Annotated in this window: 14 protein-coding genes and 1 other RNA gene; 6 read left to right on the top strand and 9 right to left on the bottom strand. The window is 63.7% G+C overall.

Annotated features, from left to right (window positions below):
* Positions 1 to 43 precede the first annotated feature (43 nt).
* On the bottom strand, positions 44 to 241 hold the full coding sequence (locus PPL01S_RS06370) for a hypothetical protein (protein WP_016393744.1): 198 nt from the start codon (positions 239 to 241) through the stop codon (positions 44 to 46).
* 569 nt (positions 242 to 810) lie between these two features.
* Between PPL01S_RS06370 and PPL01S_RS06365 the strand changes: the two genes are divergently transcribed.
* Together PPL01S_RS06365 and PPL01S_RS06360 are read left to right on the top strand one after the other, a co-directional pair.
* The gene (locus PPL01S_RS06365; RefSeq protein WP_308300909.1) at positions 811 to 981 is read left to right on the top strand and encodes a hypothetical protein; all 171 of its coding nucleotides are present in this window, start codon (positions 811 to 813) and stop codon (positions 979 to 981) included.
* Between the two features lie 22 nt (positions 982 to 1,003).
* Entirely contained in the window at positions 1,004 to 1,183 is a 180-nt protein-coding gene (locus tag PPL01S_RS06360; RefSeq protein ID WP_028625113.1) for a hypothetical protein, read from the top strand.
* 121 nt (positions 1,184 to 1,304) lie between these two features.
* Here PPL01S_RS06360 and ffs read toward each other — a convergent pair.
* The 5 genes from ffs to PPL01S_RS06340 form a co-directional block, all read right to left on the bottom strand.
* Positions 1,305 to 1,401, bottom strand: an RNA gene (gene ffs, locus PPL01S_RS24530) — signal recognition particle sRNA small type.
* A gap of 130 nt (positions 1,402 to 1,531) precedes the next feature.
* A complete protein-coding gene (ligA, locus tag PPL01S_RS06355) occupies positions 1,532 to 3,862 on the bottom strand; it encodes an NAD-dependent DNA ligase LigA (protein ID WP_016393746.1) in 2,331 nt (776 codons plus the stop codon).
* 100 nt (positions 3,863 to 3,962) lie between these two features.
* Positions 3,963 to 4,862: a cell division protein ZipA gene (gene zipA / locus PPL01S_RS06350; RefSeq protein WP_028625114.1), complete on the bottom strand. Its 900-nt coding sequence runs from the start codon at positions 4,860 to 4,862 to the stop codon at positions 3,963 to 3,965.
* Between the two features lie 203 nt (positions 4,863 to 5,065).
* Positions 5,066 to 8,554, bottom strand: a complete 3,489-nt coding sequence (gene smc / locus PPL01S_RS06345) for a chromosome segregation protein SMC (RefSeq protein WP_028625115.1) — start codon at positions 8,552 to 8,554, stop codon at positions 5,066 to 5,068.
* Between the two features lie 3 nt (positions 8,555 to 8,557).
* The gene (locus PPL01S_RS06340; protein WP_016393749.1) at positions 8,558 to 9,217 is read right to left on the bottom strand and encodes a GntR family transcriptional regulator; all 660 of its coding nucleotides are present in this window, start codon (positions 9,215 to 9,217) and stop codon (positions 8,558 to 8,560) included.
* Positions 9,218 to 9,484: 267 nt separating this feature from the next.
* Here PPL01S_RS06340 and xdhA point away from each other — a divergent pair, with 267 nt between their 5' ends.
* The 4 genes from xdhA (at position 9,485) to guaD (ending at position 15,622) form a co-directional block, all read left to right on the top strand.
* Positions 9,485 to 10,939, top strand: coding sequence for a xanthine dehydrogenase small subunit (gene xdhA / locus PPL01S_RS06335; RefSeq protein ID WP_016393750.1), 1,455 nt, complete (start codon positions 9,485 to 9,487; stop codon positions 10,937 to 10,939).
* On the top strand, positions 10,932 to 13,328 hold the full coding sequence (xdhB, locus tag PPL01S_RS06330; protein ID WP_016393751.1) for a xanthine dehydrogenase molybdopterin binding subunit: 2,397 nt from the start codon (positions 10,932 to 10,934) through the stop codon (positions 13,326 to 13,328). The genes xdhA and xdhB overlap by 8 nt, the downstream gene beginning before the upstream one ends.
* Positions 13,329 to 13,461: 133 nt before the next feature.
* Positions 13,462 to 14,307 carry a xanthine dehydrogenase accessory protein XdhC gene (gene xdhC, locus PPL01S_RS06325; RefSeq protein WP_016393752.1) on the top strand — a complete coding sequence of 282 codons (846 nt, stop codon included), beginning with the start codon at positions 13,462 to 13,464 and terminating at the stop codon, positions 14,305 to 14,307.
* A gap of 10 nt (positions 14,308 to 14,317) precedes the next feature.
* Positions 14,318 to 15,622 (top strand): guanine deaminase, encoded by a 1,305-nt coding sequence (guaD, locus tag PPL01S_RS06320; protein WP_016393753.1) that lies wholly within the window; start codon positions 14,318 to 14,320, stop codon positions 15,620 to 15,622.
* A 4-nt stretch (positions 15,623 to 15,626) separates the two neighbouring features.
* On the opposite strand, the gene PPL01S_RS06315 is transcribed toward guaD, so the two are convergent.
* From PPL01S_RS06315 to PPL01S_RS06305, 3 genes are all read right to left on the bottom strand, one after another.
* Positions 15,627 to 20,546 (bottom strand): dermonecrotic toxin domain-containing protein, encoded by a 4,920-nt coding sequence (locus tag PPL01S_RS06315; RefSeq protein WP_028625116.1) that lies wholly within the window; start codon positions 20,544 to 20,546, stop codon positions 15,627 to 15,629.
* A gap of 69 nt (positions 20,547 to 20,615) precedes the next feature.
* Positions 20,616 to 21,314, bottom strand: a complete 699-nt coding sequence (gene aqpZ, locus PPL01S_RS06310) for an aquaporin Z (protein ID WP_028625117.1) — start codon at positions 21,312 to 21,314, stop codon at positions 20,616 to 20,618.
* A gap of 151 nt (positions 21,315 to 21,465) precedes the next feature.
* Positions 21,466 to 22,221 (bottom strand): GntR family transcriptional regulator, encoded by a 756-nt coding sequence (locus PPL01S_RS06305; protein ID WP_016393756.1) that lies wholly within the window; start codon positions 22,219 to 22,221, stop codon positions 21,466 to 21,468.
* Between the last annotated feature and the right edge of the window lie 145 nt (positions 22,222 to 22,366).

Here is a 22,366-nt window from a genome sequence, read left to right as displayed (position 1 = left end):
CGCTCGATCTCGAGAACGACACAACCCTCAAGGCATGCGCCCGTCAGCCATTAAGCGATCTATCCTGCCGCTCCACCGCCAACGCCACAGCATCCGCCTGCCCCCAGGCGATCTGCATGGCCCGCAACCCATGCTGCAGCTGTTGCCTGGTCTCTTCATCCTCTATCCGCTCCAGCGCTCGACGGCTGTCGCTGTAGGCGAACATCAGGTAATGCGAGACATTCATCAGGACGAATTCCATCGGCACGATGCCTTCGCTGATGGCTCGGGATGAGGGTTTTTCCTGGAGGAAGATCGAAGGTATAGGGTGGATCGGGAACAATTTTTTTCATGACAGCACCGTACCGGGTTATGGGCACCCTTTCGCTTCCACACTTTGGGGTGACAGTTGTACGCGGGGTGGAAGACCAGGGGTACGGGTAAGCCCGGCAGGCTCGAAGGCCTCCCGCGCACAACTGTCATAACGACGACAACCGAACCCCGGGCTTCCACACCCGATCGCTGAACCGACAGCGACCGCAAAAGATTAAAGGGCGAGGTTTCCAGGAACAATCAGACGGGTATCGACAGCATGCGTAGGATATTTCGTCAGCATTAAGTTTGTTGTAGGAAGTTTCCTAAATGCAAGTAGGACCACCCTAACTAAAACCCTGCAGGTCAAACAATTCACGGTCTGCACGTCGATTGACCTACAAACGCATCTGAAGTGAACGATTCCTCTCCAACCCTCAACGGCGCACACTATCAGCAATCAAAGCACAGCCACCGACAGCGGAAAGGACACCGATGCTCCTGGACAATCGACAAAACATGGAACTCGACAAGCTGCAGCTCGAGAACCGCAAACTCACGGCAGAAGCGAAAAAGTTCAGCGCTGAAGCGCACAAGCTCCGCCATGAAGCGCTCTGCTACCCCGTTATAGTGGGGTCAGCCTTCACTACAGCCATTGCCGCAATTATCAATCTGGTACTCAAATATTGAGTTCTGCGCAGGAGGAAGCCTCATGCAACGCATCACACCTGAGAGTGCCGAGCAATTCCAGCGCGACCTGAAGGAACTGGACGAAGAGATACGCAATGCTACACGGTTCTCACCTTGGCAATTTCTGCTGCTCCTGAGCCTGGGCGCCGGAATTACCTTGGTAGCAATAACTGCTTTTGTCCTGTTGCTGAGACAGCCATGAGCCCAAGCCTTCAGATTACTGGCGGCAGGCGCGATCAAAGAGGCTTCAATGCGATGGCACGCCGTTGAAAGGCATACGCTGAGGGGCTGGATGGATTTTCCGACCCCGGAAATGGAGGCGGCCCCACCAGCCACACCCCGGCACTCGATGTTCCCGCTATGGCTGCTCCCTTCCGGGCCTGACCAGGTTAACGGGTAATCAATGCGGGGGGACCGATGGAGCCACCACTACGCGCCTCGCTGAGCAGCGAGTGGCGCCATTGTACCGGTCTGGGGGCTAGATACAACCTCTGAGGGAGAAAAAGTCATCATTTCTCAATGACTTGTCCTGGACTGAAGGCCCGCGCCGTCAGATGGCGATGCCCTGCTCCCCCAGGAACACGACGAACGCATCCTCATCCAGCACCTTGACCCCCAGCTCACTGGCCTTGGCCAACTTCGAACCCGCTCCCGGGCCGGCCACCACGCAGTGGGTCTTGCCCGACACCGAGCCCGCCACCTTGGCCCCCAGGCTTTCCAGCTTCTCCTTGGCGATGTCGCGGCTCATGCGCTCCAGCGTGCCGGTCAGCACCCAGGTCTGCCCTGCCAGGGGCAATCCTTCGGCGACTTTCTTCTCGCTGCTCCAGTGCATGCCGAACGCCAGCAACTGCGCCTCGATGTCGCGGGCCAGCTTCTGGTTCGCCTGGTCCCTGAAGAACTCACGCACCGCATCGGCCTGCTTGGCATTCAGCGCCTGACGCAAGTCGATGCCGTCGGCCTCGATGATCTTGTCCAGGCTGCCCAGCTTGGCCACCAGCTTTTGCGCACCGGTAGGTCCGACCGAAGCGATGTCGAGTTTGGCGATCAGCCCGGCCAAGGTAGTGCTTGCTGCGAACTCGGCTGCCAGCTCGCCTTCGTCCTGCAACTGCATGCCACAGGCCAGCAGCTGCTCGATCACCTTGCGGTTGTGTTCGTCTTCGAAGAAGTTGTGGATCTCATGCGCAACTTCCAGGCCGATGTCCGGCAGGTAGGTCAGCACCTGAGGCAGCGCCTGCTGCACGCGCGCCAGGTTGCCCAGCGAGCGGGCCAGCACCTTGGCGGTTTCCTCGCCCACGTCGGGGATACCCAGGGCATAGATGAAGCGCGCCAGGCCCGGACGCTTGCTGGCCTCGATGGCATCCAGCAGCTTCTTGCTGGAGACCTCGGCAAAGCCCTCCAGGCCAACGATCTGGTCGAACTGCAGCTTGTAGAGGTCGGCCGGCGAGCCGATCAGGCCCTCGTCCACCAACTGCTCGACGCTCTTCTCGCCCAGCCCGTCGATGTCCATGGCGCGACGCGACACGTAGTGAATGATCGCCTGCTTGAGTTGCGCACCGCAGGCAAGGCGCCCCACGCAGCGGTACACCGCGCCTTCGCTGGTGGTTTCCTTGCCCTTGCTGCGCTTGATCAGCTGGGTCCGCTCGACCTGGGAGCCGCACACCGGGCATTCGCTCGGCACTTGCACGGGCCGGGCGTCTTCGGGACGCCGTTCGAGCACCACCTGCATGACCTGCGGGATGACATCGCCCGCCCTGCGGATGATCACCGTGTCACCGATGCGCAGGCCCAGACGGGCGATTTCGTCCATGTTGTGCAAGGTCGCGTTGGACACTGTCACGCCGGCCACCTTGACCGGTTTCAGACGCGCCACCGGCGTCACCGCGCCAGTGCGGCCTACCTGGAACTCCACGTCCAGCACCTCGGTGAGTTCTTCCATGGCCGGGAACTTGTGGGCGATGGCCCAGCGCGGCTCACGGGCGCGGAAACCCAGCTCGCGCTGGGCCGCCAGGCTGTTGACCTTGAACACCACGCCGTCGATCTCGTAGGGCAGGCTGTTGCGCCGCTCGCCGATGTCGCGGTAATACTCCAGGCACTGCTCGATACCGGCAGCATGCTTGAGTTCACGGCTGATCGGCAGGCCCCACTGCTTGAGTTGCTCGAGAATGCCGATATGGCTTTCGCCGATGCTGGCGGACACCTGGCCTACGCCGTAACAGCAGAATTCCAGCGGGCGGCTGGCGGTGATCTTCGAATCCAGCTGACGCAGGCTGCCGGCTGCGGCATTGCGCGGGTTGGCAAAGGTCTTGCCGCCGGCCTCGACCTGGGCAGCGTTGAGCCGGTCGAAACCGGCCTTGCTCATGTACACCTCGCCGCGCACTTCGAGCACGGCCGGCCAGCCTTCACCTTGCAGCTTCAGGGGAATGTTGCGCACCGTGCGCACGTTGGCGCTGATGTCTTCGCCGGTGGTGCCGTCGCCCCGGGTGGCGCCTTGCACCAGTTGGCCATCGCGATACAGCAGGCTGACCGCCAGGCCGTCGAGCTTCGGCTCGCAGCTGTAGTCGACCGCGCCGGGCTGATCGAGGCCATCCACCACACGGCGGCCGAATTCACGCAGGTCGGCTTCTTCGAAGGCGTTGCCCAGGCTGAGCATGGGCACTTCGTGGCGCACCTGGCTGAACGCAGCCAGTGCCGCACCGCCGACGCGCTGGGTTGGCGAATCAGGGGTAACCAGGTGCGGATGCTCGGCCTCCAGCGCCTTGAGCTCGTTGAACAGGCGATCGTATTCGGCGTCGGGCACACTCGGCTCGTCGAGCACGTAGTAACGGTAATTGTGCTGGTCGAGCTCGGCGCGCAGTTCGTGGATTCGGGTTTCGGCGGTCATTCTTCTGGCTCTCTTGCAAAGCAAAAGAGCAGCCCTTGGCTGCTCTTGCGCTTGAAACGGGGCGAGCTGGACCGAGGCATGGTCCGCTCGCTGGTCTTCATCAACGCTTCTGAGTCAGCGCACGGCGCTCGAACTCGACGATACGCTGACGGTAGTGCTCGATGGTCTGGGCCGTCAGCACGCTGCGCTGGTCATCCTTGAGCTCGCCATTGAGCTCGTGGGCCAGCTTGCGGGCCGCTGCGACCATCACGTCGAAGGCTTGCTTGGGATGACGCGGGCCTGGCAGGCCAAGGAAGAAGCTCACCGCACGGGTGCTGAAGTGGTCGATGTCATCCAGGTCGAAAATGCCGGGCTTGACCGCGTTGGCCATGGAGAACAACACCTCGCCGTGACCGGCCATGCTCTCGTGGCGGTGGAAGATGTCCATTTCGCCGAAACGCAGGCCGCTTTCGAGAATGTTCTGCAGCAGGGCCGGCCCCTTGAAGCCACCTTCGTCGCGGGAGATCACGCTGATCACCAGCACTTCCTCGACCGGCGGCAGGTCCTTGGCGGCAGTGGCGGCAGCACCGGTGGCCGTGAAACCGCTGCTGCGGTTGCTGTCGTCGGCGAAATCGTCATCTGCATCGGCGAACAGGTCCGGCTCGCGCGGTTCGGCGGCCAGGTTGAGGTCTCCCTGCGCCTGCACGGGGGCTTCGGCGGCACGTTTGCCACGTTTGCTGGCCTTGGCCGGCTTCGGCTCACGTTCGCGTTCACGCGCCGGGGCGCTGAGCGAAGGCAGGTCGCTTTCGTCCAGTTCTGGTTCCTTCTGGGTATCCAGCACCCGCGACGGACCGAGCACTTCAGCGCTGCCCTCCTCGTCCGGCAGGTTGGAGTAACTGCGATCCAGACGGAATTTCAACTTGCCTTTTCCGCCGCGCATGCGGCGCCAGCCGTCAAAAAGAATACCGGCGATGACAATGATGCCGATGACGATCAGCCACTCGCGCAGACCGATTTCCATGTAATCCCGTGCCTCTATAAAAATATGCTTGAAAACAAAGGGTTCAAAGCCCTTTAACACGTGGCGCCAACTCTATGTTCTGACAGGCGTTTTACCCACGCAAAAAACGAGTGACATTAAGCTAGCACGACCAAAGACAACTTTACACCGTCTGTCGCATGTGACGGGGCATTTACCTACAGAATGCGACCCATCTTCGCTCATCAGGCGTCGACCATGGCAAGCGCCTCCTCTACATCGACCGCAACAAGACGTGAGCAGCCGGGTTCATGCATGGTCACCCCCATCAACTGATCCGCCATTTCCATGGCAATCTTGTTATGGGTGATGTAGATGAATTGCACACTTTCACTCATTTCCTTGACCAGCCGGGCGTATCGCCCGACGTTGGCATCGTCCAGCGGTGCATCGACCTCGTCGAGCATGCAGAACGGTGCGGGGTTCAACTTGAAGATGGCAAACACCAGCGCCAGTGCAGTCAGTGCCTTCTCGCCGCCGGACAGCAGATGGATGGTGCTGTTCTTCTTGCCCGGCGGACGCGCCATGATCGTCACCCCTGTATCGAGTAGATCTTCGCCCGTCAGTTCCAGATAAGCGCTGCCACCACCGAAAACTTTTGGGAAAAGTGCCTGTAATCCGGCATTTATCTGATCAAAGGTATCCTTGAAGCGGTTGCGGGTTTCCTTGTCGATCTTGCGAATGACGTTTTCCAGGGTCTCCAGCGCTTCGACCAGGTCGGCATCCTGGGCGTCCAGGTAGCGCTTGCGCTCGGACTGCTGCTCATACTCTTCGATGGCTGCCAGGTTGATCGCGCCAAGGCGCTGGATGCGCCCCTCGACCTGCTCCAGTTCCTGCTCGGTGCCTTGCTCGGTGGCATCGGCCTCCAGCGTGGCAAGCACGCCCTGCAGGTCGTAGCCATCGGCCAGCAATTGCTCTTGCAGGGTCTTGCGGCGCACATCCAGGCCCTGGCATTCCAGGCGCAGTTGCTCCAACTGCCCGCGCAGCAACTGCGCCTGTTGCTCGGCCTGGGTACGTCGCTTCTCGGCATCGCGCAGGGCACGGTCGGCTTCGTCCATGTGCAGGCGCGCCAGGCGCATCTCTTCATCGACGCTCATGCGCCGCTCCAGCAGTTCTTCAAGCTTCAGGCGCAGCTCTTCGAGCGGTGCCTCACCCTCTTCCAGGTTCAGGCTCAGTTGCTCCTGACGCTCGCTCAGCCGTGCTGCCTGCTGCTCCAGGCGCTCCAGGGCCTGCCGGGTGGAGTCGTGCTGGGCGCGCAACGAACCCAGGCGCACGGCCAACTGGTGGCCATGATCCTTGTGCTGGCGGGCTTGCTGGCGGATACGATCGAGGCCTTCGCGCAAGGTATCGCGGCGGGCCATCAGTTGCTCGCGCTGCTCGGTGTCCTGGGCCATCAGCTCCAGGGCCTCCTGCAGCAGCAGGCGCGCTTCGCCCAGTTGCTCATGCTCAAGCTCGCGCTGTTCGTGAAGCTCGCTCAATTCTTCCTGCAGCCGACGACGACGCAACTCGACCTGCTCGGCGCGGGCGCGACTGGCGCTGAGGCTGGCATTCAATTCGCCATGCTGGCGGCTTTCTTCCTGAGTGCGACGGCGCAGTGCCTCTCGCTGCTCTTCCAGGCCCAGCTGCTGCTCACGCAGCACTTGCAGCTGCTCTTCGAGCTGTTCCAGCGCAGCTTCCTGCTCCAGCTGCTCATGGCCCAGGCGCTCGATTTCCTGGCCGCGGGCCAGCACGCCCCCTTGGGCCTCGCCCCCTCGGCTGACGCGCAGGAAGTGCCGACCGACCCAGTAGCCATCGCGGCTGACCAGGCTTTGCCCGTCGCCAAGCGAGGCGCGCTGCGCCAGGGCCTGGGCGAGGTCCTCCACCGGTTTGACCTGGCCCAGCCAGGGCGCCAGGTCAGTACGCCCCTCGACCTTGTCGAGCAAGCTGCCGGGCTGGCGTACCGCTGTGTCGGCCGCCAGCAGCAAGCGCAGCTCGCCTTGCTCGAGCGTGCTGTAATCCAGGCTCGCGAATTCATCCACCAGCACCGCCTGCAGGTCGGCGCCCAGCACGGTTTCCACCGCCAGCTCCCAGCCCGGCTCGACGCGAAGCCCTTCGGCCAGTCGCGGTCGCTGCTCCAGGCCCTGGCCGCGCAGCCAGTCGGCTGCGCCCGCACCCGGTTCCAAGGCTGCCTGCTGCAGCGCCTCCAGCGAGGCCAGGCGGCCGCCCAGGCGCTGCAACTCACCCTGTTGCTGTTGCTGAGCCTGGGTAGCTTGCTGCAGTTGCTCGCGTACGGCGTCCAACTGCTCGACCACCTGCCCTTCCGAGAGCTGCAATTCTTCCAGCAGCATCTCGCTGCTGGCCAGTTGCTCCGAGAGCTCCTGCATGGCGGCATCCTGCGGGTCGGCGCCCAGCTGGTCGCGCTCCTCCACCATCTTGCGCTGGCGCTCGGCCTGGCGTTCCAGGCTGGCCTCCAGCTGCTGCAGGCGTGCCTGCTGCACCTCGGCCTGGTGCCGCGGCTCGGCGGAGCGGGTGTTGAAACTATCCCATTGCTCTTGCCAGCCGTGCATGCCCAGCTCGGCCTCTTCGAGGGCTGCGGCGGCTTCCTCGGCGGCGGCCAGGGTCATTTCCTGCTCAGGTTCGAGCATGGCCAGCTCTTCACCGAGGGTAGCCAGCAAGGTGCGGTCATGACCCAGGTGCGACTCGGTCTCCTGCCGCGTGCGTTCGGCTTCCTTGAAATCGTCCTGCAGCTGGCGCAGGCGCTGCTGGCCGTGCTGGATGCTCTGCTCGACCCGGGCGATATCGCCGGCCACCGAATAGAAGCGGCCCTGCACCTGATTGAAGCGCTCGGACAGTTCATGGTGGCCATCGCGCAGGTGCTCGATGCTGGCGTCGGCATTGCGCTGCTCGGCGACCAGCGCCTCGTGCGCCACGTCCTGATCACCGATCACCGCCTCACGCTGGCGTACGCGTTCGTCCAGGTCGCGCCAGCGCAGGGCCGACAGGCGTGCCTTGAGCTGGCGTTCCTGGGCCTTGTATTCGCGGTACTTCTCGGCGGCCTGGGCTTGTCGGTGCAAGCGTTCGAGCTGGCGTTCCAGCTCTTCGCGCAAGTCGGTCAGCCGCGCCAGGTTCTCCTGGGTGCGGCGGATGCGGCTCTCGGTCTCGCGGCGGCGCTCCTTGTACTTGGAGATGCCGGCCGCCTCCTCGATAAAGTTGCGCAGCTCCTCGGGCTTGGCCTCGATCAGCTTGGAGATCATGCCCTGCTCGATGATCGAGTAGCTGCGCGGGCCCAGGCCGGTGCCCAGGAAGATATCGGTGATATCGCGGCGCCGGCACTTGGTGCCGTTGAGGTAATAGGTGTTCTGCCCGTCGCGGGTGACCTTGCGGCGGATGGAAATCTCCGCGTAGGCGGCATACTCGCCCAGCAACGTGGTTTCGCTGTTGTCGAAGATCAGCTCGATGCTGGCCTGGCTCACCGGCTTGCGGCTGGTCGAGCCGTTGAAGATGACGTCGGTCATCGACTCGCCGCGCAGGTTCTTGGCCGAGCTTTCGCCCATCACCCAGCGCACGGCGTCGATGATGTTGGACTTGCCACAGCCATTGGGGCCCACCACGGCCGCCATGTTGCTGGGGAAGTTGACCGTGGTCGGGTCGACGAACGACTTGAACCCCGCCAGGCGAATGCACTTCAGGCGCATCGGTCAGCCTCGGGCCAGCGCCGCCAGCACCAGTTCGCAGCTGCGCTGGCAGTAGGCGGTGAGCACCTCGCGGATGCGCGGCAGGTCGCGGGCGACCACGGCGTCGAGCAGGCGGGCGAACAGCTCAAGGTAGTCGACCATGCTGGCCTGGCGCTGATCCAGGGCCAGGTAATAGGCACGGCTCATGGCCGGCTGCAGGTTTTCCACGGTTTCCTGCAGGTACGGGTTGTCGGCGAAGGGGTAGGCTGCACGCATCACCGCGAAGCTTTCCGCGACGAAGGCCTTGATGTCCTGCTGCTCGAGCGCCTCCTGCAAGCGCTGCTGGATTTCCAGGAACGGGCGCAGGTCGGCGTCGCTGCGCCATTTTTGTGCAACGGCGTTGCCCAGCAGGATGTAGAACTCGCCCATCAAGGCGCACAGACTGCGCACGCTGCGCTCGTCGAGCCGGGTCACGTGGGCGCCGCGACGCGCAAGGATAGCCACCAGGTGTCGACGTTCAAGGATCAACAGCGCTTCGCGCACCGAGCCACGGCTGACATTCAGCGCCTGGGTGACCTTCTGTTCCTGGATACGCTCACCGGGCGCGAGTTCGCCCCGGATGATGCGTTCGGCCAGGTAGTCGGCAATCTGCTCGGAGAGGCTGTCCGGCGCCTTGAACGTCATGGTTTTCCTTCAAAATCATTGAACTGGGCACAAGTGGCGGATTGTAGCGCACTTGCCCGGCCCTCGCGCAGAGGGGCATGGCGCTTTATTTGGCCCCCCGCCCAGCCTTCCGGGCGGCGCGATCTATGCTTGATATATCGGCAGTGTGTTCGGTCGGGCGTAGGCATGCGCATTTTCCTGACTTAAAAGTCAGAAAAATATTGACCAGTTCGTCAGGTCTGCTTATTGTCCGCTCAACAACAATAAAACCATTGCGAGGCCTTCCCCGTGATCCAGTTTCTCGTCAACCAGGAGCTGCGTAGTGAGCACGCCCTGGACCCGAACATGACGGTGCTGCAATACCTGCGCGAGCACCTGGGCAAACCTGGTACCAAAGAGGGCTGCGCCAGTGGCGACTGCGGCGCCTGCACCGTGGTGGTGGGCGAGCTGATCCAGGACGAACAGGGCCAGGACAGCCTGCGTTACCGCAGCCTCAACTCGTGCCTGACGTTCGTCTCGTCCCTGCACGGCAAGCAACTGATCAGCGTCGAAGGCCTCAAGCACCAAGGCCAGCTGCACAGCGTGCAACAGGCCATGGCCGACTGCCATGGCTCGCAATGTGGCTTCTGCACCCCAGGTTTCGTGATGTCGCTGTTCGCCTTGCAGAAGAACAGTCAGGGTCATGACCTGCACCAGGCCCAGGAAGCCCTGGCCGGCAACCTGTGCCGCTGCACCGGCTACCGACCGATCCTCGACGCCGCCGAGCAGAGCTGCCGCCAGCCCTGCCGCGACCAGTTCGATGCGCAGCAGGCGCAAACCATCAGCCGCCTCAAGGCCATCACCCCGACCCAGACCGGCGAGCTCAACAGTGGCGACAAACGCTGCCTGGTGCCGCTGACCGTGGCCGATCTGGCCGACCTGTACAGCTCGCACCCCGAGGCACGTCTGCTGGCCGGGGGCACCGACCTGGCGCTGGAAGTGACCCAGTTCCACAAGACCTTGCCGGTGATGATCTACGTCGGCCACGTCGCCGAGCTCAAGCGCATCGAAAAGACTGCCACCCACCTGGAAATCGGTGCAGCCACCCCGCTCACCGACTGCTACGGCGCGCTCAACGAGGAATACCCCGATTTCGGCGACCTGCTGCACCGCTTCGCTTCGCTGCAGATCCGCAACCAGGGCACCCTCGGCGGCAACATCGGCAACGCCTCGCCGATCGGCGACTCACCCCCCCTGCTGATCGCCCTGGATGCTCAGATCGTCCTGCGCCAGGGCGAGCGCCAGCGCAGCATGGCGCTGGAGGACTACTTCATCGACTACCGCATCACCGCCCGCCAGGACAGTGAGTTCATCGAGAAGATCATCGTGCCGCGCGCCAGCAACGACTGGGCCTTCCGTGCCTATAAAGTGTCCAAGCGCCTGGACGACGACATCTCGGCCGTGTGCGGCGCCTTCAACCTGAGCATCGAAGACGGCGTGGTCAGCGGTGTGCGCATTGCCTTCGGCGGCATGGCCGCGATCCCGAAACGCGCCCGTGCCTGCGAAGCTGCCTTGCGCGGCAAGCCGTGGAACCAGGCCAGCATCGAACGTGCCTGCCAGGCCCTGGCCGAGGACTTCTCCCCGCTCAGCGACTTCCGCGCCAGCAAGGAATACCGCCTGCTGACCGCGCAGAACCTGCTGCGCAAGTACTTCATCGAATTGCAAACGCCGTACATCGAAACTCGGGTGACCGACTATGTCTAACCATCACGCCGTCAAGAGCCAGGCCGAGATGGCCGAACTGTTCAGCCAGGACCTGACCACCGGGGTCGGCCGCAGCGTCAAGCACGACAGCGCCGACAAGCACGTGGCCGGCGAAGCGGTGTACATCGACGACCGCCTGGAATTCCCCAATCAACTGCATGTCTATGCACGCACCGCCGACCGCGCCCATGCCCGCATCCTGCGCATTGACACCACGCCGTGCTACGCCTTCGAAGGCGTGCGCATCGTCATCACCCACGAAGACATTCCCGGCCTCAAGGACATCGGCCCGGTGGTCGCTGGCGACCCGCTGCTGGCCATCGACAAGGTCGAATTCTTCGGCCAGCCGGTGCTCGCCGTCGCCGCTGGCGACCTGGACACCGCCCGCCGCGCGGCCATGGCGGCAATCGTCGAGTACGAAGACCTGGAACCGGTACTGGACGTGGTCGAAGCGTTTCGCAAGAAACACTTCGTGCTCGACAGCCACACCCACCAGCGCGGCGATTCGGCCACGGCCCTGGCCAGCGCCCCGCACCGCCTGCAGGGCACGTTGCACATCGGCGGGCAGGAACACTTCTACCTGGAGACGCAGATCTCGTCGGTAATGCCCACCGAAGATGGCGGCATGATCGTCTTCTGCTCCACGCAGAACCCCACCGAGGTACAGAAGCTGGTCGCCGAGGTGCTCGACGTACCGATGAACAAGGTGGTGCTGGACATGCGCCGCATGGGTGGCGGCTTCGGCGGCAAGGAAACCCAGGCTGCCAGCCCCGCCTGCCTGTGCGCGGTGATCGCGCGCCTGACCGGCCAGCCGACCAAGATGCGCCTGCCACGCGTCGAAGACATGATGATGACCGGCAAGCGTCACCCGTTCTATGTCGAATACGACGTCGGCTTCGACGACAATGGCCGCCTGCACGGCATCAACTTCGACCTGGCCGGCAACTGCGGTTATTCCCCGGACCTGTCCGGTTCGATCGTCGACCGCGCCATGTTCCACTCCGACAACGCCTACTACCTGGGCGATGCCACCGTGCATGGCCACCGCTGCAAGACCAACACCGCGTCCAACACCGCCTACCGCGGCTTCGGCGGCCCGCAAGGCATGGTCGCCATCGAGCAGGTGATGGACCACATCGCCCGCCACCTGGGCCGCGACCCACTGGCCGTGCGCAAGGCCAACTATTACGGCAAGACCGAGCGCAACGTCACCCACTACTACCAGACCGTCGAGCACAACATGCTCGAAGAGATGACCGCGGAGCTCGAGGCCAGCAGCGACTACGCCGAGCGCCGCGAGTCGATTCGCCGCTTCAACGCCAACAGCCCGATCCTCAAGAAAGGCCTGGCGCTGACCCCGGTGAAGTTCGGCATCTCGTTCACCGCCACCTTCCTCAACCAGGCAGGTGCGCTGATCCACATCTATACCGACGGCAGCATCCACCTGAACCACGGCGGCACCGAGATGGGCCAGGGCCTGAACACCAAGGTGGCGCAAGTGGTGGCGCAGATCTTCCAGGTCGATTTCAGCCGCATCCAGATCACCGCCACCAACACCGACAAGGTGCCCAATACCTCGCCGACCGCGGCCTCCAGTGGCGCCGACCTGAACGGCAAGGCGGCGCAGAACGCTGCCGAGATCCTCAAGAAACGTCTGACCGAATTCGCCGCACGGCACTACAACGTGACCGAGGAGGACGTGGAGTTCCGCAACGGCCATGTGCGGGCGCGCGACCAGATCGTCAGCTTCGAGCAACTGGTGCAGCAGGCCTATTTCGCCCAGGTGTCGTTGTCCAGCACCGGCTTCTATCGCACGCCGAAGATCTTCTACGACCGCAGCCAGGCGCGTGGCCGGCCGTTCTACTACTACGCCTTCGGCGCTGCCTGCGTCGAGGTGGTGGTCGACACCCTGACCGGCGAGTACAAGATGCTGCGTGCCGATATCCTGCACGACGTGGGGGATTCGCTGAACCCGGCCATCGACATCGGCCAGGTCGAAGGCGGCTTCATCCAGGGCATGGGCTGGCTGACCACCGAAGAGCTGGTGTGGAACGCCAAGGGCAAGCTGATGACCAACGGCCCGGCCAGCTACAAGATCCCGGCGGTGGCCGACATGCCGCTGGACCTGCGGGTGAAGCTGGTGGAAAACCGCAAGAACCCGGAAGACACCGTGTTCCACTCCAAGGCCGTGGGCGAGCCGCCGTTCATGCTCGGCATCGCTGCCTGGTGTGCGATCAAGGATGCCGTGGCCAGCATTGCCGACTACAAGGTGCAGCCGAACATCGATGCCCCGGCAACGCCGGAGCGGGTGCTGTGGGGCTGCGAACAGATGCGCCAGGCGGTGCTGCAGCAGCAGCCTGACGAAGAACTGGAAACCGTGACTCACTGAGGTTGGAGGTGCCTGTCCGGGCCTTATCGCCGGCAAGCCGGCTCCCACAAAAAGCCACACAGGCGTGACCTGTGGGAGCCGGCTTGCCGGCGATAGGGCCCGAACAGGCCACCTGAACATGAGGATCTGCACCATGCACCAATGGATCAACGCCCTCGCCGACCATCAGTCCCGTGGTGAAGCCTGCGTGCTGGTGACCATCATCGAGGAACGCGGCTCGACCCCGCGCAACGCCGGCTCGAAGATGGTCGTCAGCGCCACCGGCCTGTACGACACCATCGGCGGCGGTCACCTGGAATACAAGGCGCTGCACATCGCCCGGCAGATGCTGGAGGAGCACCGCAGCACCCCGCACCTGGAGCGTTTCAGCCTCGGCGCCAGCCTTGGCCAGTGCTGCGGCGGCGCCACCGTGCTGCTGTTCGAGCCGATGGCCGCCGTGCAGGCCGAGATCGCCGTATTCGGCGCGGGCCATGTCGGCCGCGCTCTGGTACCCTTGCTCGCCGCGCTGCCCTGCCGGGTGCGCTGGATCGATTCGCGTGAACAGGAATTCCCCGAACTCATCCCCAACGGGGTGACCAAGGTGGTCAGCGAGGAACCGGTCGACGAAGTGGCCGAGCTGCCCGCCGGCTGCTACTGCATCGTCATGACCCACAACCACCAGCTCGACCTGGAGCTGACCGCCGCCATCCTCAAGCGCAACGATTTCACCTGGTTCGGCCTGATCGGCTCGAAGACCAAACGGGTCAAGTTCGAGCACCGCCTGCGCGAGCGCGGCTTCGACGATGCCGTGGTGGCACGCATGCGCTGCCCGATGGGCGTGGCCGAGGTCAAGGGCAAGCTGCCGATCGAGATCGCCGTGTCCATCGCCGCCGAAATCATTGCCACCTACAACGCCTGCTTCGGCCAGCACGACGCTGCCGTCAACGCCGGCCCCATTGCCCAGTTGCTGCCGCCCTCCCGGCGCAGCCAAGCCCTTTGACGAGTGTGTTATGACCCTTACCCGCAAAGCCTACCGTGCCGCCATCCTGCACAGCATCGCCGACCCGGCCGAGGTGGGCCTGGACGCTTCCCATGAGTACTTCGCGGACGGCCTGCTGGTGATCGACGACGGCCGCATCAGCGCCCTCGGCCATGCCAGCGACCTGCTGCCGACCCTGGATGCCGACATCGAAGTGGTGCATTACCAGGACGCGCTGATCACCCCAGGCTTCATCGATACCCACATCCACTTCCCGCAGACCGGCATGATCGGCTCCTATGGCGAACAGTTGCTGGACTGGCTCAACACCTACACCTTCCCTTGCGAAAAACAGTTCGCCGACAAGGCCCACGCCGATGAGGTCGCGAAGATCTTCCTCAAGGAACTGCTGCGCAACGGCACCACCACTGCCCTGGTGTTCGGCAGCGTGCACCCGGAGTCGGTCAACGCTCTGTTCGAAGAGGCCGAGCGCCTCGACCTGCGGATGATCGCCGGCAAGGTGATGATGGACCGCAATGCCCCGGACTACCTCACTGACACTGCCGAAACCAGCTACACCCAGAGCAAGGCGCTGATCGAGCGCTGGCACGGCAAGGGCCGTCTGCACTACGCGGTCACCCCACGCTTCGCACCGACCAGCACTCCGGAGCAGCTGTCCGTTGCTGGCCAGTTGCTGAAGGAACACCCAGGCGTGTACATGCACACCCACCTGTCCGAGAATCTCAAGGAAATCGACTGGGTCAAGTCGCTGTTCCCTGAGCAGAAGGGCTACCTGGACGTCTACGACCACTTCGAGCTGCTCGGCGAACGCTCGGTATTCGCCCACGGTGTGCACCTGTGCGACGAGGAATGCCAACGTCTGTCCGAGACCGGCTCGGCCATCGCCTTCTGCCCGACCTCGAACCTGTTCCTCGGCAGCGGGCTGTTCAACCTGCCCCAGGCCGAGCGCTTCAAGGTCAATGTGGGCCTGGGCACCGACGTCGGCGCCGGTACCAGCTTCTCGCTGCTCAACACCCTGAACGAGGCGTACAAGGTGATGCAGCTGCAGGACGTGCGCCTGCACCCTTACAAGTCGCTGTACCTGGCGACGCTCGGCGGTGCCCGGGCACTGCGCCTGGACGACCGCATCGGCAGTCTGCGCCCGGGCAACGATGCTGACTTCGTGGTGCTCGACTACAAGGCCACGCCGCTGCTGGACTACCGTATCCAGCAATCCAGCAGCATCGAAGAGACCTTGTTCGTGCTCACCACCCTGGGCGACGACCGCACCGTGCGCGAAACCTACGCCGCCGGGCGCTGCGTGCACCAGCGCTGAGGTCTCAGAAGTCGGCCAGGCGCTGCAAGGCGACCTGGCCGACGTGCGGCCCCTCCTCCAGACGCAAGACCGCCGCCAGACGCACCAGGCGCCCACTGTCCCCGGCCCGCTGCAGGCTCTGCAACGCAGCATTGGGCAATGCCCGCCGCCAATGCTCCATCCAGCCTTGGGACAACACGGCGCGCCCCTGCTCCAGGGCGAACTCCACCGAAGCCTGCTCGCTGACCCCCATCGCCACCAGGTACACCCGGTTGCTCGCCTGCTGATGGTACTGGGCGATATGTCCCGCTCGATGCTGCAAGGTCAGGCCATAGCGCGTGAGCAGCACGTCGACCACGCTCAACGCATGCTGGCGCATGGGCGAACCGCGGACCATCGACAGCAAGATTTGGCTATGGCCGTCAGTAGCTCTCAGGTAATAGACCAACGGCGTGGCGCTGTCGCTGTCCAGCGGGAGTGCCAGGCGCCAAGCCCCTCCTCCCGCCAACCCCGTTGGCCGCTGCGCCGCGAGCAACAGCAAGGGGTCGGCCAGCTCTTCCACGGCGGTGGTGCCGTGCACCCAACTGGCCGTGACCTGCTCCAGCATCAGCAGACGCGCATGATCACTGCCTTGGGCGCGCTCGAATAGATGACGCGCCGCGTTCAGCGCACTCTGCCGGGCAAGCCCCGAACGGGCGCGACTGACTTGAAGACTCAGCGGCATCGGGAACAGTGGCCGGCGAACCGACCAGCCGCCTCGGCCGCTGATGATCATCCATGGCTGCTCGCCAAAGCGCTCGCGCACGCAGCGCTCCAGGTCATCGAAACCCAGCGGGGTCGACAGTTCGGCCGAACGGCTGAGCAGAATGCGGCTGTCGGACCCCGTGGCAAATACCGGCAGCAAGCGCCCCTCGACCGTTACGCCGAGTACGCTGGCCTGGTCCTGGGCGCCATAGAGACCAGAACCCTGCACCAGCTCCCGGTCGGTTGCCGCCAGTGGCCGCAGCTGGTGACGCCAATTGCGCAGCGTTGGCAGTTGCGCCTCTGCCGCCGCGGCCATTGTCACGCGCTGCCACACCAACGCCGTGCGATCCGACCCCTCCAGCAACAACCCACCCAGCAACGGGTGCAACACCCCCTGCTGGCGCGCCGAACGCAGTGCCGCCGCCATTTTCAGGTCGCGAGCCGTCGCGATCAGGTCATCCAGCCAGGTATCGCTGAGCAGTACCAGGCCGTTGCTGCCCTGAAGCGAAAACTGGCCCAACGAACGATGCTGCAACAGTATGTAGATGTGGCGCTGGCCCGACCGGGTGAACAACAGCAGATGCCGTTCGGCTACACCGCTGACGTGCAGAACGTTATAGCCACGGGCCGTGAGAATCTTGTGCAGCACCGTACTTACCGGCCCTGCGTGCAACGAGTCGACAACCTGGCGCAAGGCCGCGTGTTCGGCCGCGTCCAGGTTCCAGACCAGCTGATCGAACTGCGTGCCACCCAGACGCGATGACAGCTGCGGATACGTGCTGCCGAAGCTCAAGCGCATCTGCGCAGTGGCCTTGTGCAGGGTGGTAACCGACATTGCGTGCAAGGGTTCCAGGTTCGGATCGTCAATCCGCTCCAGCAATCGCCGCAGGCGCGTCTGGGTCAACCCGGCGGCACTGCCATCGGCGCCGCGATAGAGCGCCTCGCCCAGCGCCAGGCGGCTGCCTTCACCCATCGACGAGAAGCGTGTGGCCAGTCGTTGCTCGAAGGTTTGTGCAAAACCGCCCAGCACCGTGGGCGCCTCGACAGCATTACCGCCCAGGCTGATGCGAACCGGTCCGTTGCCTTGCTCGATCAACTCATCCAGCTGGCGGAGGTTGTCCGGCATCCTCCCTCTTGGCCAGACATAGACGGTGTCGCCAATGAAATCGCTCGTCAGCACTGGGTAATAGTGGCCCTGCAAGCGCACGCCCGGCTGCTGCGCTGCGGCGCGGGCAAAGGTCACGGTAACCAGGCCACCCCGCATGTCGACGACCTCGTCGCCTGGGTTGATGGTCCAGCGTACCGCCTGCCAATCATTGCTCGGCAGGGTCGCACTGGTTGAACCACTGCCCTCCCGCAGGTACTGCCGTGCCCATGCTGGCGATGCGCCATCCTGCAGGAGGGAATGGGTGAATTCCAGCTCCTGGCTCGCATTTCTGAAGCTGTAGCGCTCCAGAATCCGCCTACCCCGGGCCAAGGCCTGAACCCGGTTGGTGCCCGCCAGAGGTCCCTTGGTACTGCTCGGCCCCCACGTGGCCAGCAGTTGTTCTGCCTCGCTCAACTTGCCGCCGCCACCGCGCAGGCCGACGTCGGCATGGATGACCCAGCGCGCGCCATCCTGGCGCACTGGCGCCTCGTAGCTACGAGTGGCAGTGGCACGCAGGCGCAGGGTCGCTTCATCGCTGCGCCGGTAGACCTCATAAGCCAGTCCGTCCTGCCAGATGTACTGCTTGCCATGCAGACGCCAGGTGTTCAGGTCCACCCCGCTCAAGGCCTCCGCGCCCGTCAGCGGCTGCCCGGCGGCGTAGCCGGCAAGCGGCTGGCGGGCGATCCGCTGCCTGACCACGCTGCGCACCACGCGACGCAGTGCGGAAAGCCCACCGCCAACCGGCAGTGCCGTGAGCAGGATATCGACCACACCTAAGACGATGCTCAGCGTACCGCTCAGCAACCCGGAGGTGCCGCCGCTTCGCCAGGCATCGGCCATTTCCATGGCGCCGTCATGGATCTGCCTCACGCTGTACCAGGTGCCGATACCCGGGATCACGCCCAGCGCAGCCTTCAGGTAACCCACATGACGCAAGTGGTTGTGCAGGTTGTTGTCCTTGTCGATGCCGGCCTGACTCCGTCCGGTGGCGCGGGCCTGGGCAATCAGCAGGTTGCAGCGGTCAGCCAATTGCAGATCGACCAGCGTCTGACCCAGCACGGGTTTGCTGCTCAGGTAACCGTCGTAGCGCCGCGATACGGCCTGGTTCAGGTAAGCACGCAGCATCTGCGGATCATTGCCGCTACGCTGGGCGACATACTCGGCCATGTCCGCGCAGGTACCGATGGCAGAGGTCAATGATTCAAGTGCCTGCTTCAGGCTGTCACGCTCGATCAGCTGATAGGCTTGGGGGGCACCTGGGAGATAGATCAGAGTATGCCCCACCGCATTGACCAATGCAGCAGCACCACCGATTGAATCGCCCAGCTCTTCAACGGCGGTTATCACCAACCAGTGCAGCGTTACCCCCGCATCCTGCAACTGCTTACGGGTTTGCGCCTTGGCTGCAACGCGCAGCAGCCGCCCGCCCTCTTCGCTCAGGTTGCGCTGCCAGCGCTCACTGGTGGCCAACAGCTGCAGCTCCAGGCGGTAGGGGTGGCGCAAGCGCTGTGGGTCCTCAGCGATGGCCGGGTCGAACACCTTGCGCAGTTTTTCCGTGTACCGGCCCAGGGGGTCGAGCTCGACCAGCACTCGCGACAAGTAGTCTGGGTCGATCGCCTGGACATGCCAGCGGGCCATGTCCAGGCGCTTGCGCTCATCCTCACTGTCGGGGTCGAACCCTTCGCTGGCGATCTCGGCAAGGGTGCTGGGGACATAGGGGAGCTTGAAATCCATCGAAGGATCAGGGCGCCACAGCACGATCTCGTCAACGGCAAGCTCGATACCCAGATCTTGCTGTATACGCGCCTTGAGCAACGCCCCGGCCCAATCGGAGAACGTTGGCGCCTGCAGATCCAGCCAGGTTTCCAATGCCAAGGCACTGGCGTGATACTCAAGCAACTGGCGGGCGTAGGCCTGTCGTTCGTCGTCACTGCGCGACAAGACCCACTGCGGCACCTGCTCAAGCAACGCATCGGCCTGCCACTGCCGCTCGACTTGCACAAGGGCTGCCTGGCGGCAGGTATCGGCGGGCATCGCCAGGGCTGCGCGGGCCAATTGCAAGCGAGACTCCTGCACGTCCGCGGTTTCGCTTTCGAGGTATTCCTGCCAGCGCTGTACCAAGGTCCCGACCAAGCCGTTCAACCCGTCGCTGACGACTTCGAAGCGGGCCTCGAGTGACTCGTCCGCAAGCATGGCCGTCGCAGCCAGTGCGCCACTGCCCAACGTGAACAGCAAGCGCTCCAGCAACGCCTGACGATCAGTCAGGCAGGTCATGCCCCCGCCTTCACCATGCACCCAGAGCAACATCGGCGCGTCACGCCGGCCTGACGCCCAGGCAGCCTGCTCCACCATGATCCAGACGCCGGGCAACGCCTGTTCACCGAGGTGCACGGCCAGCCAGGTGATCTGGTCCACCGCCTCGGGCTGAAGCAGTCGTTGCCAGGTTTGCTGCGCAAGCTGACCTTCCTCGACCTGTAGGATGCCCTCGGCGCGCATGCCGTCCTGGATATGGGTACACAACGGCTGAAGCTGTGCGCTCCAACTGGCACCGGGCTGCAGCGCGATCGCGTTGACCTCGCGCCAGGCGACGTGGCGCTGCGCCTGGGCGACTCGCCAAGCCTGCAGGGTGGCAGTAGATGGAGCATCCTCGCCGTAACACTCGAGCAGGCGCTGGCGGTGCAGGGCCTGATGCTGTGCGGCGATTCGCCTGGGGTAGCCCGGCGGCAGGCTCCCTAGCGCCAGCAAGTCCTCATGTTCGCGGGCTTGCAGGTCCAGCAGCGCATCAGTCGCTGCACGCCAGTTGGCCAGGTCGTTGGCGATCGCTCGGGTATGTGCCGAGCATTCAGCGGGCAATGCCTTGTGCCAGTCGTCGGTGTCTTCCCGAGCGGACGCGAGGGCAGTGGCCAACTCGTTCAGCCAAACTACCGGCTGTGGCGCATCGGCCAGCCATGTCAGCAGGCGCAAGGTGATTGGCTGTGCGCCGTCTGGCCCGCCGGGTGCATCGTGCTCGGCGGTGACCGGCAAGGTTTCCAGCAAAAGGTCCAATGAATCCATGATCGGGGGCTCCTGTAATAAGAGCCCCGACACTAGGACGTTACCGGTCTGACGAGTGGTAGATCGATACTACGGCTCCCGGGCAAGGCCCTTGTACAGCGCGCCGCCGATTGCCGAGCCGATCAGGGGCGCCAGCCAGAACAGCCACAACTGCTGCAGGGCCCAGCCACCGACGAACAGCGCCGGCCCCGTGCTACGCGCGGGGTTGACCGAGGTATTGGTCACCGGGATCGAGATCAGGTGGATCAGCGTCAGGCCCAGGCCGATGGCGATGGGGGCGAAGCCCGCCGGTGCACGCGAATCTGTCGCGCCCATGATGATCACCAGGAACATGGCAGTCATCACCACTTCACTGACGAAACCCGCCGCCAGCGAATAACCACCGGGTGAATGATCGGCATAGCCATTGGAAGCCAGGCCCGACGACAGCTCGAAGCCGGCCTTGCCGCTGGCGATGAAGTAGATCACCGCCGCTGCCAGGATGGCCCCGATCACCTGGGCAATCACGTAGGGCAGCAACTCCTTGGCCGGGAAACGCCCACCCACCACCAGCCCGAACGACACGGCAGGGTTGAGGTGACATCCGGAAATGTGGCCGATGGCGAATGCCATAGTCAGGACCGTGAGGCCGAAGGCGAAGGCGACACCGAGAACGCCGATGCCGAGCGGGGAACTGGCTGCCAGCACTGCACTGCCACAGCCGCCCAGCACCAGCCAGAAGGTACCGACAAGCTCGGCACCCATACGCACACCCAAAGACATGGTCATGGACCTTTTCCTCGGTAGTTGAACGCACGAACCGCGCAAGCCCAACCACATTGAAAAGGGGTTTGCAACTAGCAAATTTATCAGGGATTTGGCGAAAGGCCAGAAACAGCAAGGGGCGCAAAGCGGCCCCCAGCTCATTCAAGGCAAACGATCAACCCTTGGCGGACGCCTTGGGCTTCTTCAGGAGGTGGGAGAACACCGCATGCAAGTCGTCCGAGGCGCTCTCCTCGTCGAGGTTCAACTTGCTGTCGATATGGTCCATGTGATGCATCATCAGGCTCACCGCCTGTTCGGCGTCACGCGCCTCGATGGCATCGATCAGTTGCATGTGCTCGTCATAGGAGCAGTGCGAGCGGTTGCCGCTTTCATACTGGGCAATGATCAGCGAGGTCTGCGACACCAGGCTGCGCTGGAAGCTGACCAGGGGAGCATTGCCAGCCGCTTCGGCCAGCTTGAGGTGGAATTCGCCGGAAAGACGGATACCGGCCCCGCGGTCGCCACGGGAGAAGCTGTCGCGCTCTTCGCGCACCATCTGCCGCAGCTCGTTGAGCTGCTCCAGCGTGGCGTGCTGTACGGCCAGTTCGGTGATCGCGCGCTCGACCATGCGCCGCGAGAAGAACACCTGGCGTGCCTCTTCCACGGTCGGGCTGGCCACCACGGCGCCGCGGTTGGGCCGCAGCAGCACCACACTTTCATGGGCCAGGCGCGACAGCGCGCGGCGGATGATGGTGCGGCTGACGCCAAAGATCTCGCCCAGCGCTTCCTCGCTCAACTTGGTGCCCGGCGCCAGTCGCTGTTCGAGAATTGCCTCGAAGATATGCGCGTAGACGATATCGTCCTGGGTACCACTGCGGCCAGCCTTGCCGACACGTGCAGGTTTCTTCAGAGGTTGCAGCTGTTCGTTCATGGGCTCTCGAAGCACGAAGAAAAGTATGGCGCCATTGTACACAGGCTGAGCCGTTTCTGCAGGTAGGCTTTTACCTATATAGCGATTGCGCGGTGGATTGTGCGCACAAAAAATAAAACATTATTTGCTTTCTTTGTACACAAAA

Source organism: Pseudomonas plecoglossicida NBRC 103162 = DSM 15088 (assembly GCF_000730665.1).
Lineage (GTDB): Bacteria > Pseudomonadota > Gammaproteobacteria > Pseudomonadales > Pseudomonadaceae > Aquipseudomonas > Aquipseudomonas plecoglossicida.
This window is presented reverse-complemented; position numbering and strand designations above follow the sequence as displayed.

Bases quoted from the DNA above. Each gene is read 5' to 3' on its own strand.
- zipA (WP_028625114.1), bottom strand. From the start codon at position 4,862: ATGGAAATCGGTCTGCGCGAGTGGCTGATCGTCATCGGCATCATTGTC.
- xdhB (WP_016393751.1), top strand. From the start codon at position 10,932: ATGTCTAACCATCACGCCGTCAAGAGCCAGGCCGAGATGGCCGAACTG.
- aqpZ (WP_028625117.1), bottom strand. From the start codon at position 21,314: ATGACCATGTCTTTGGGTGTGCGTATGGGTGCCGAGCTTGTCGGTACC.
- xdhC (WP_016393752.1), top strand. From the start codon at position 13,462: ATGCACCAATGGATCAACGCCCTCGCCGACCATCAGTCCCGTGGTGAA.
- PPL01S_RS06305 (WP_016393756.1), bottom strand. From the start codon at position 22,221: ATGAACGAACAGCTGCAACCTCTGAAGAAACCTGCACGTGTCGGCAAG.
- PPL01S_RS06360 (WP_028625113.1), top strand. From the start codon at position 1,004: ATGCAACGCATCACACCTGAGAGTGCCGAGCAATTCCAGCGCGACCTG.
- guaD (WP_016393753.1), top strand. From the start codon at position 14,318: ATGACCCTTACCCGCAAAGCCTACCGTGCCGCCATCCTGCACAGCATC.
- PPL01S_RS06370 (WP_016393744.1), bottom strand. From the start codon at position 241: ATGGAATTCGTCCTGATGAATGTCTCGCATTACCTGATGTTCGCCTAC.
- smc (WP_028625115.1), bottom strand. From the start codon at position 8,554: ATGCGCCTGAAGTGCATTCGCCTGGCGGGGTTCAAGTCGTTCGTCGAC.
- PPL01S_RS06315 (WP_028625116.1), bottom strand. From the start codon at position 20,546: ATGGATTCATTGGACCTTTTGCTGGAAACCTTGCCGGTCACCGCCGAG.
- PPL01S_RS06340 (WP_016393749.1), bottom strand. From the start codon at position 9,217: ATGACGTTCAAGGCGCCGGACAGCCTCTCCGAGCAGATTGCCGACTAC.
- ligA (WP_016393746.1), bottom strand. From the start codon at position 3,862: ATGACCGCCGAAACCCGAATCCACGAACTGCGCGCCGAGCTCGACCAG.
- PPL01S_RS06365 (WP_308300909.1), top strand. From the start codon at position 811: ATGGAACTCGACAAGCTGCAGCTCGAGAACCGCAAACTCACGGCAGAA.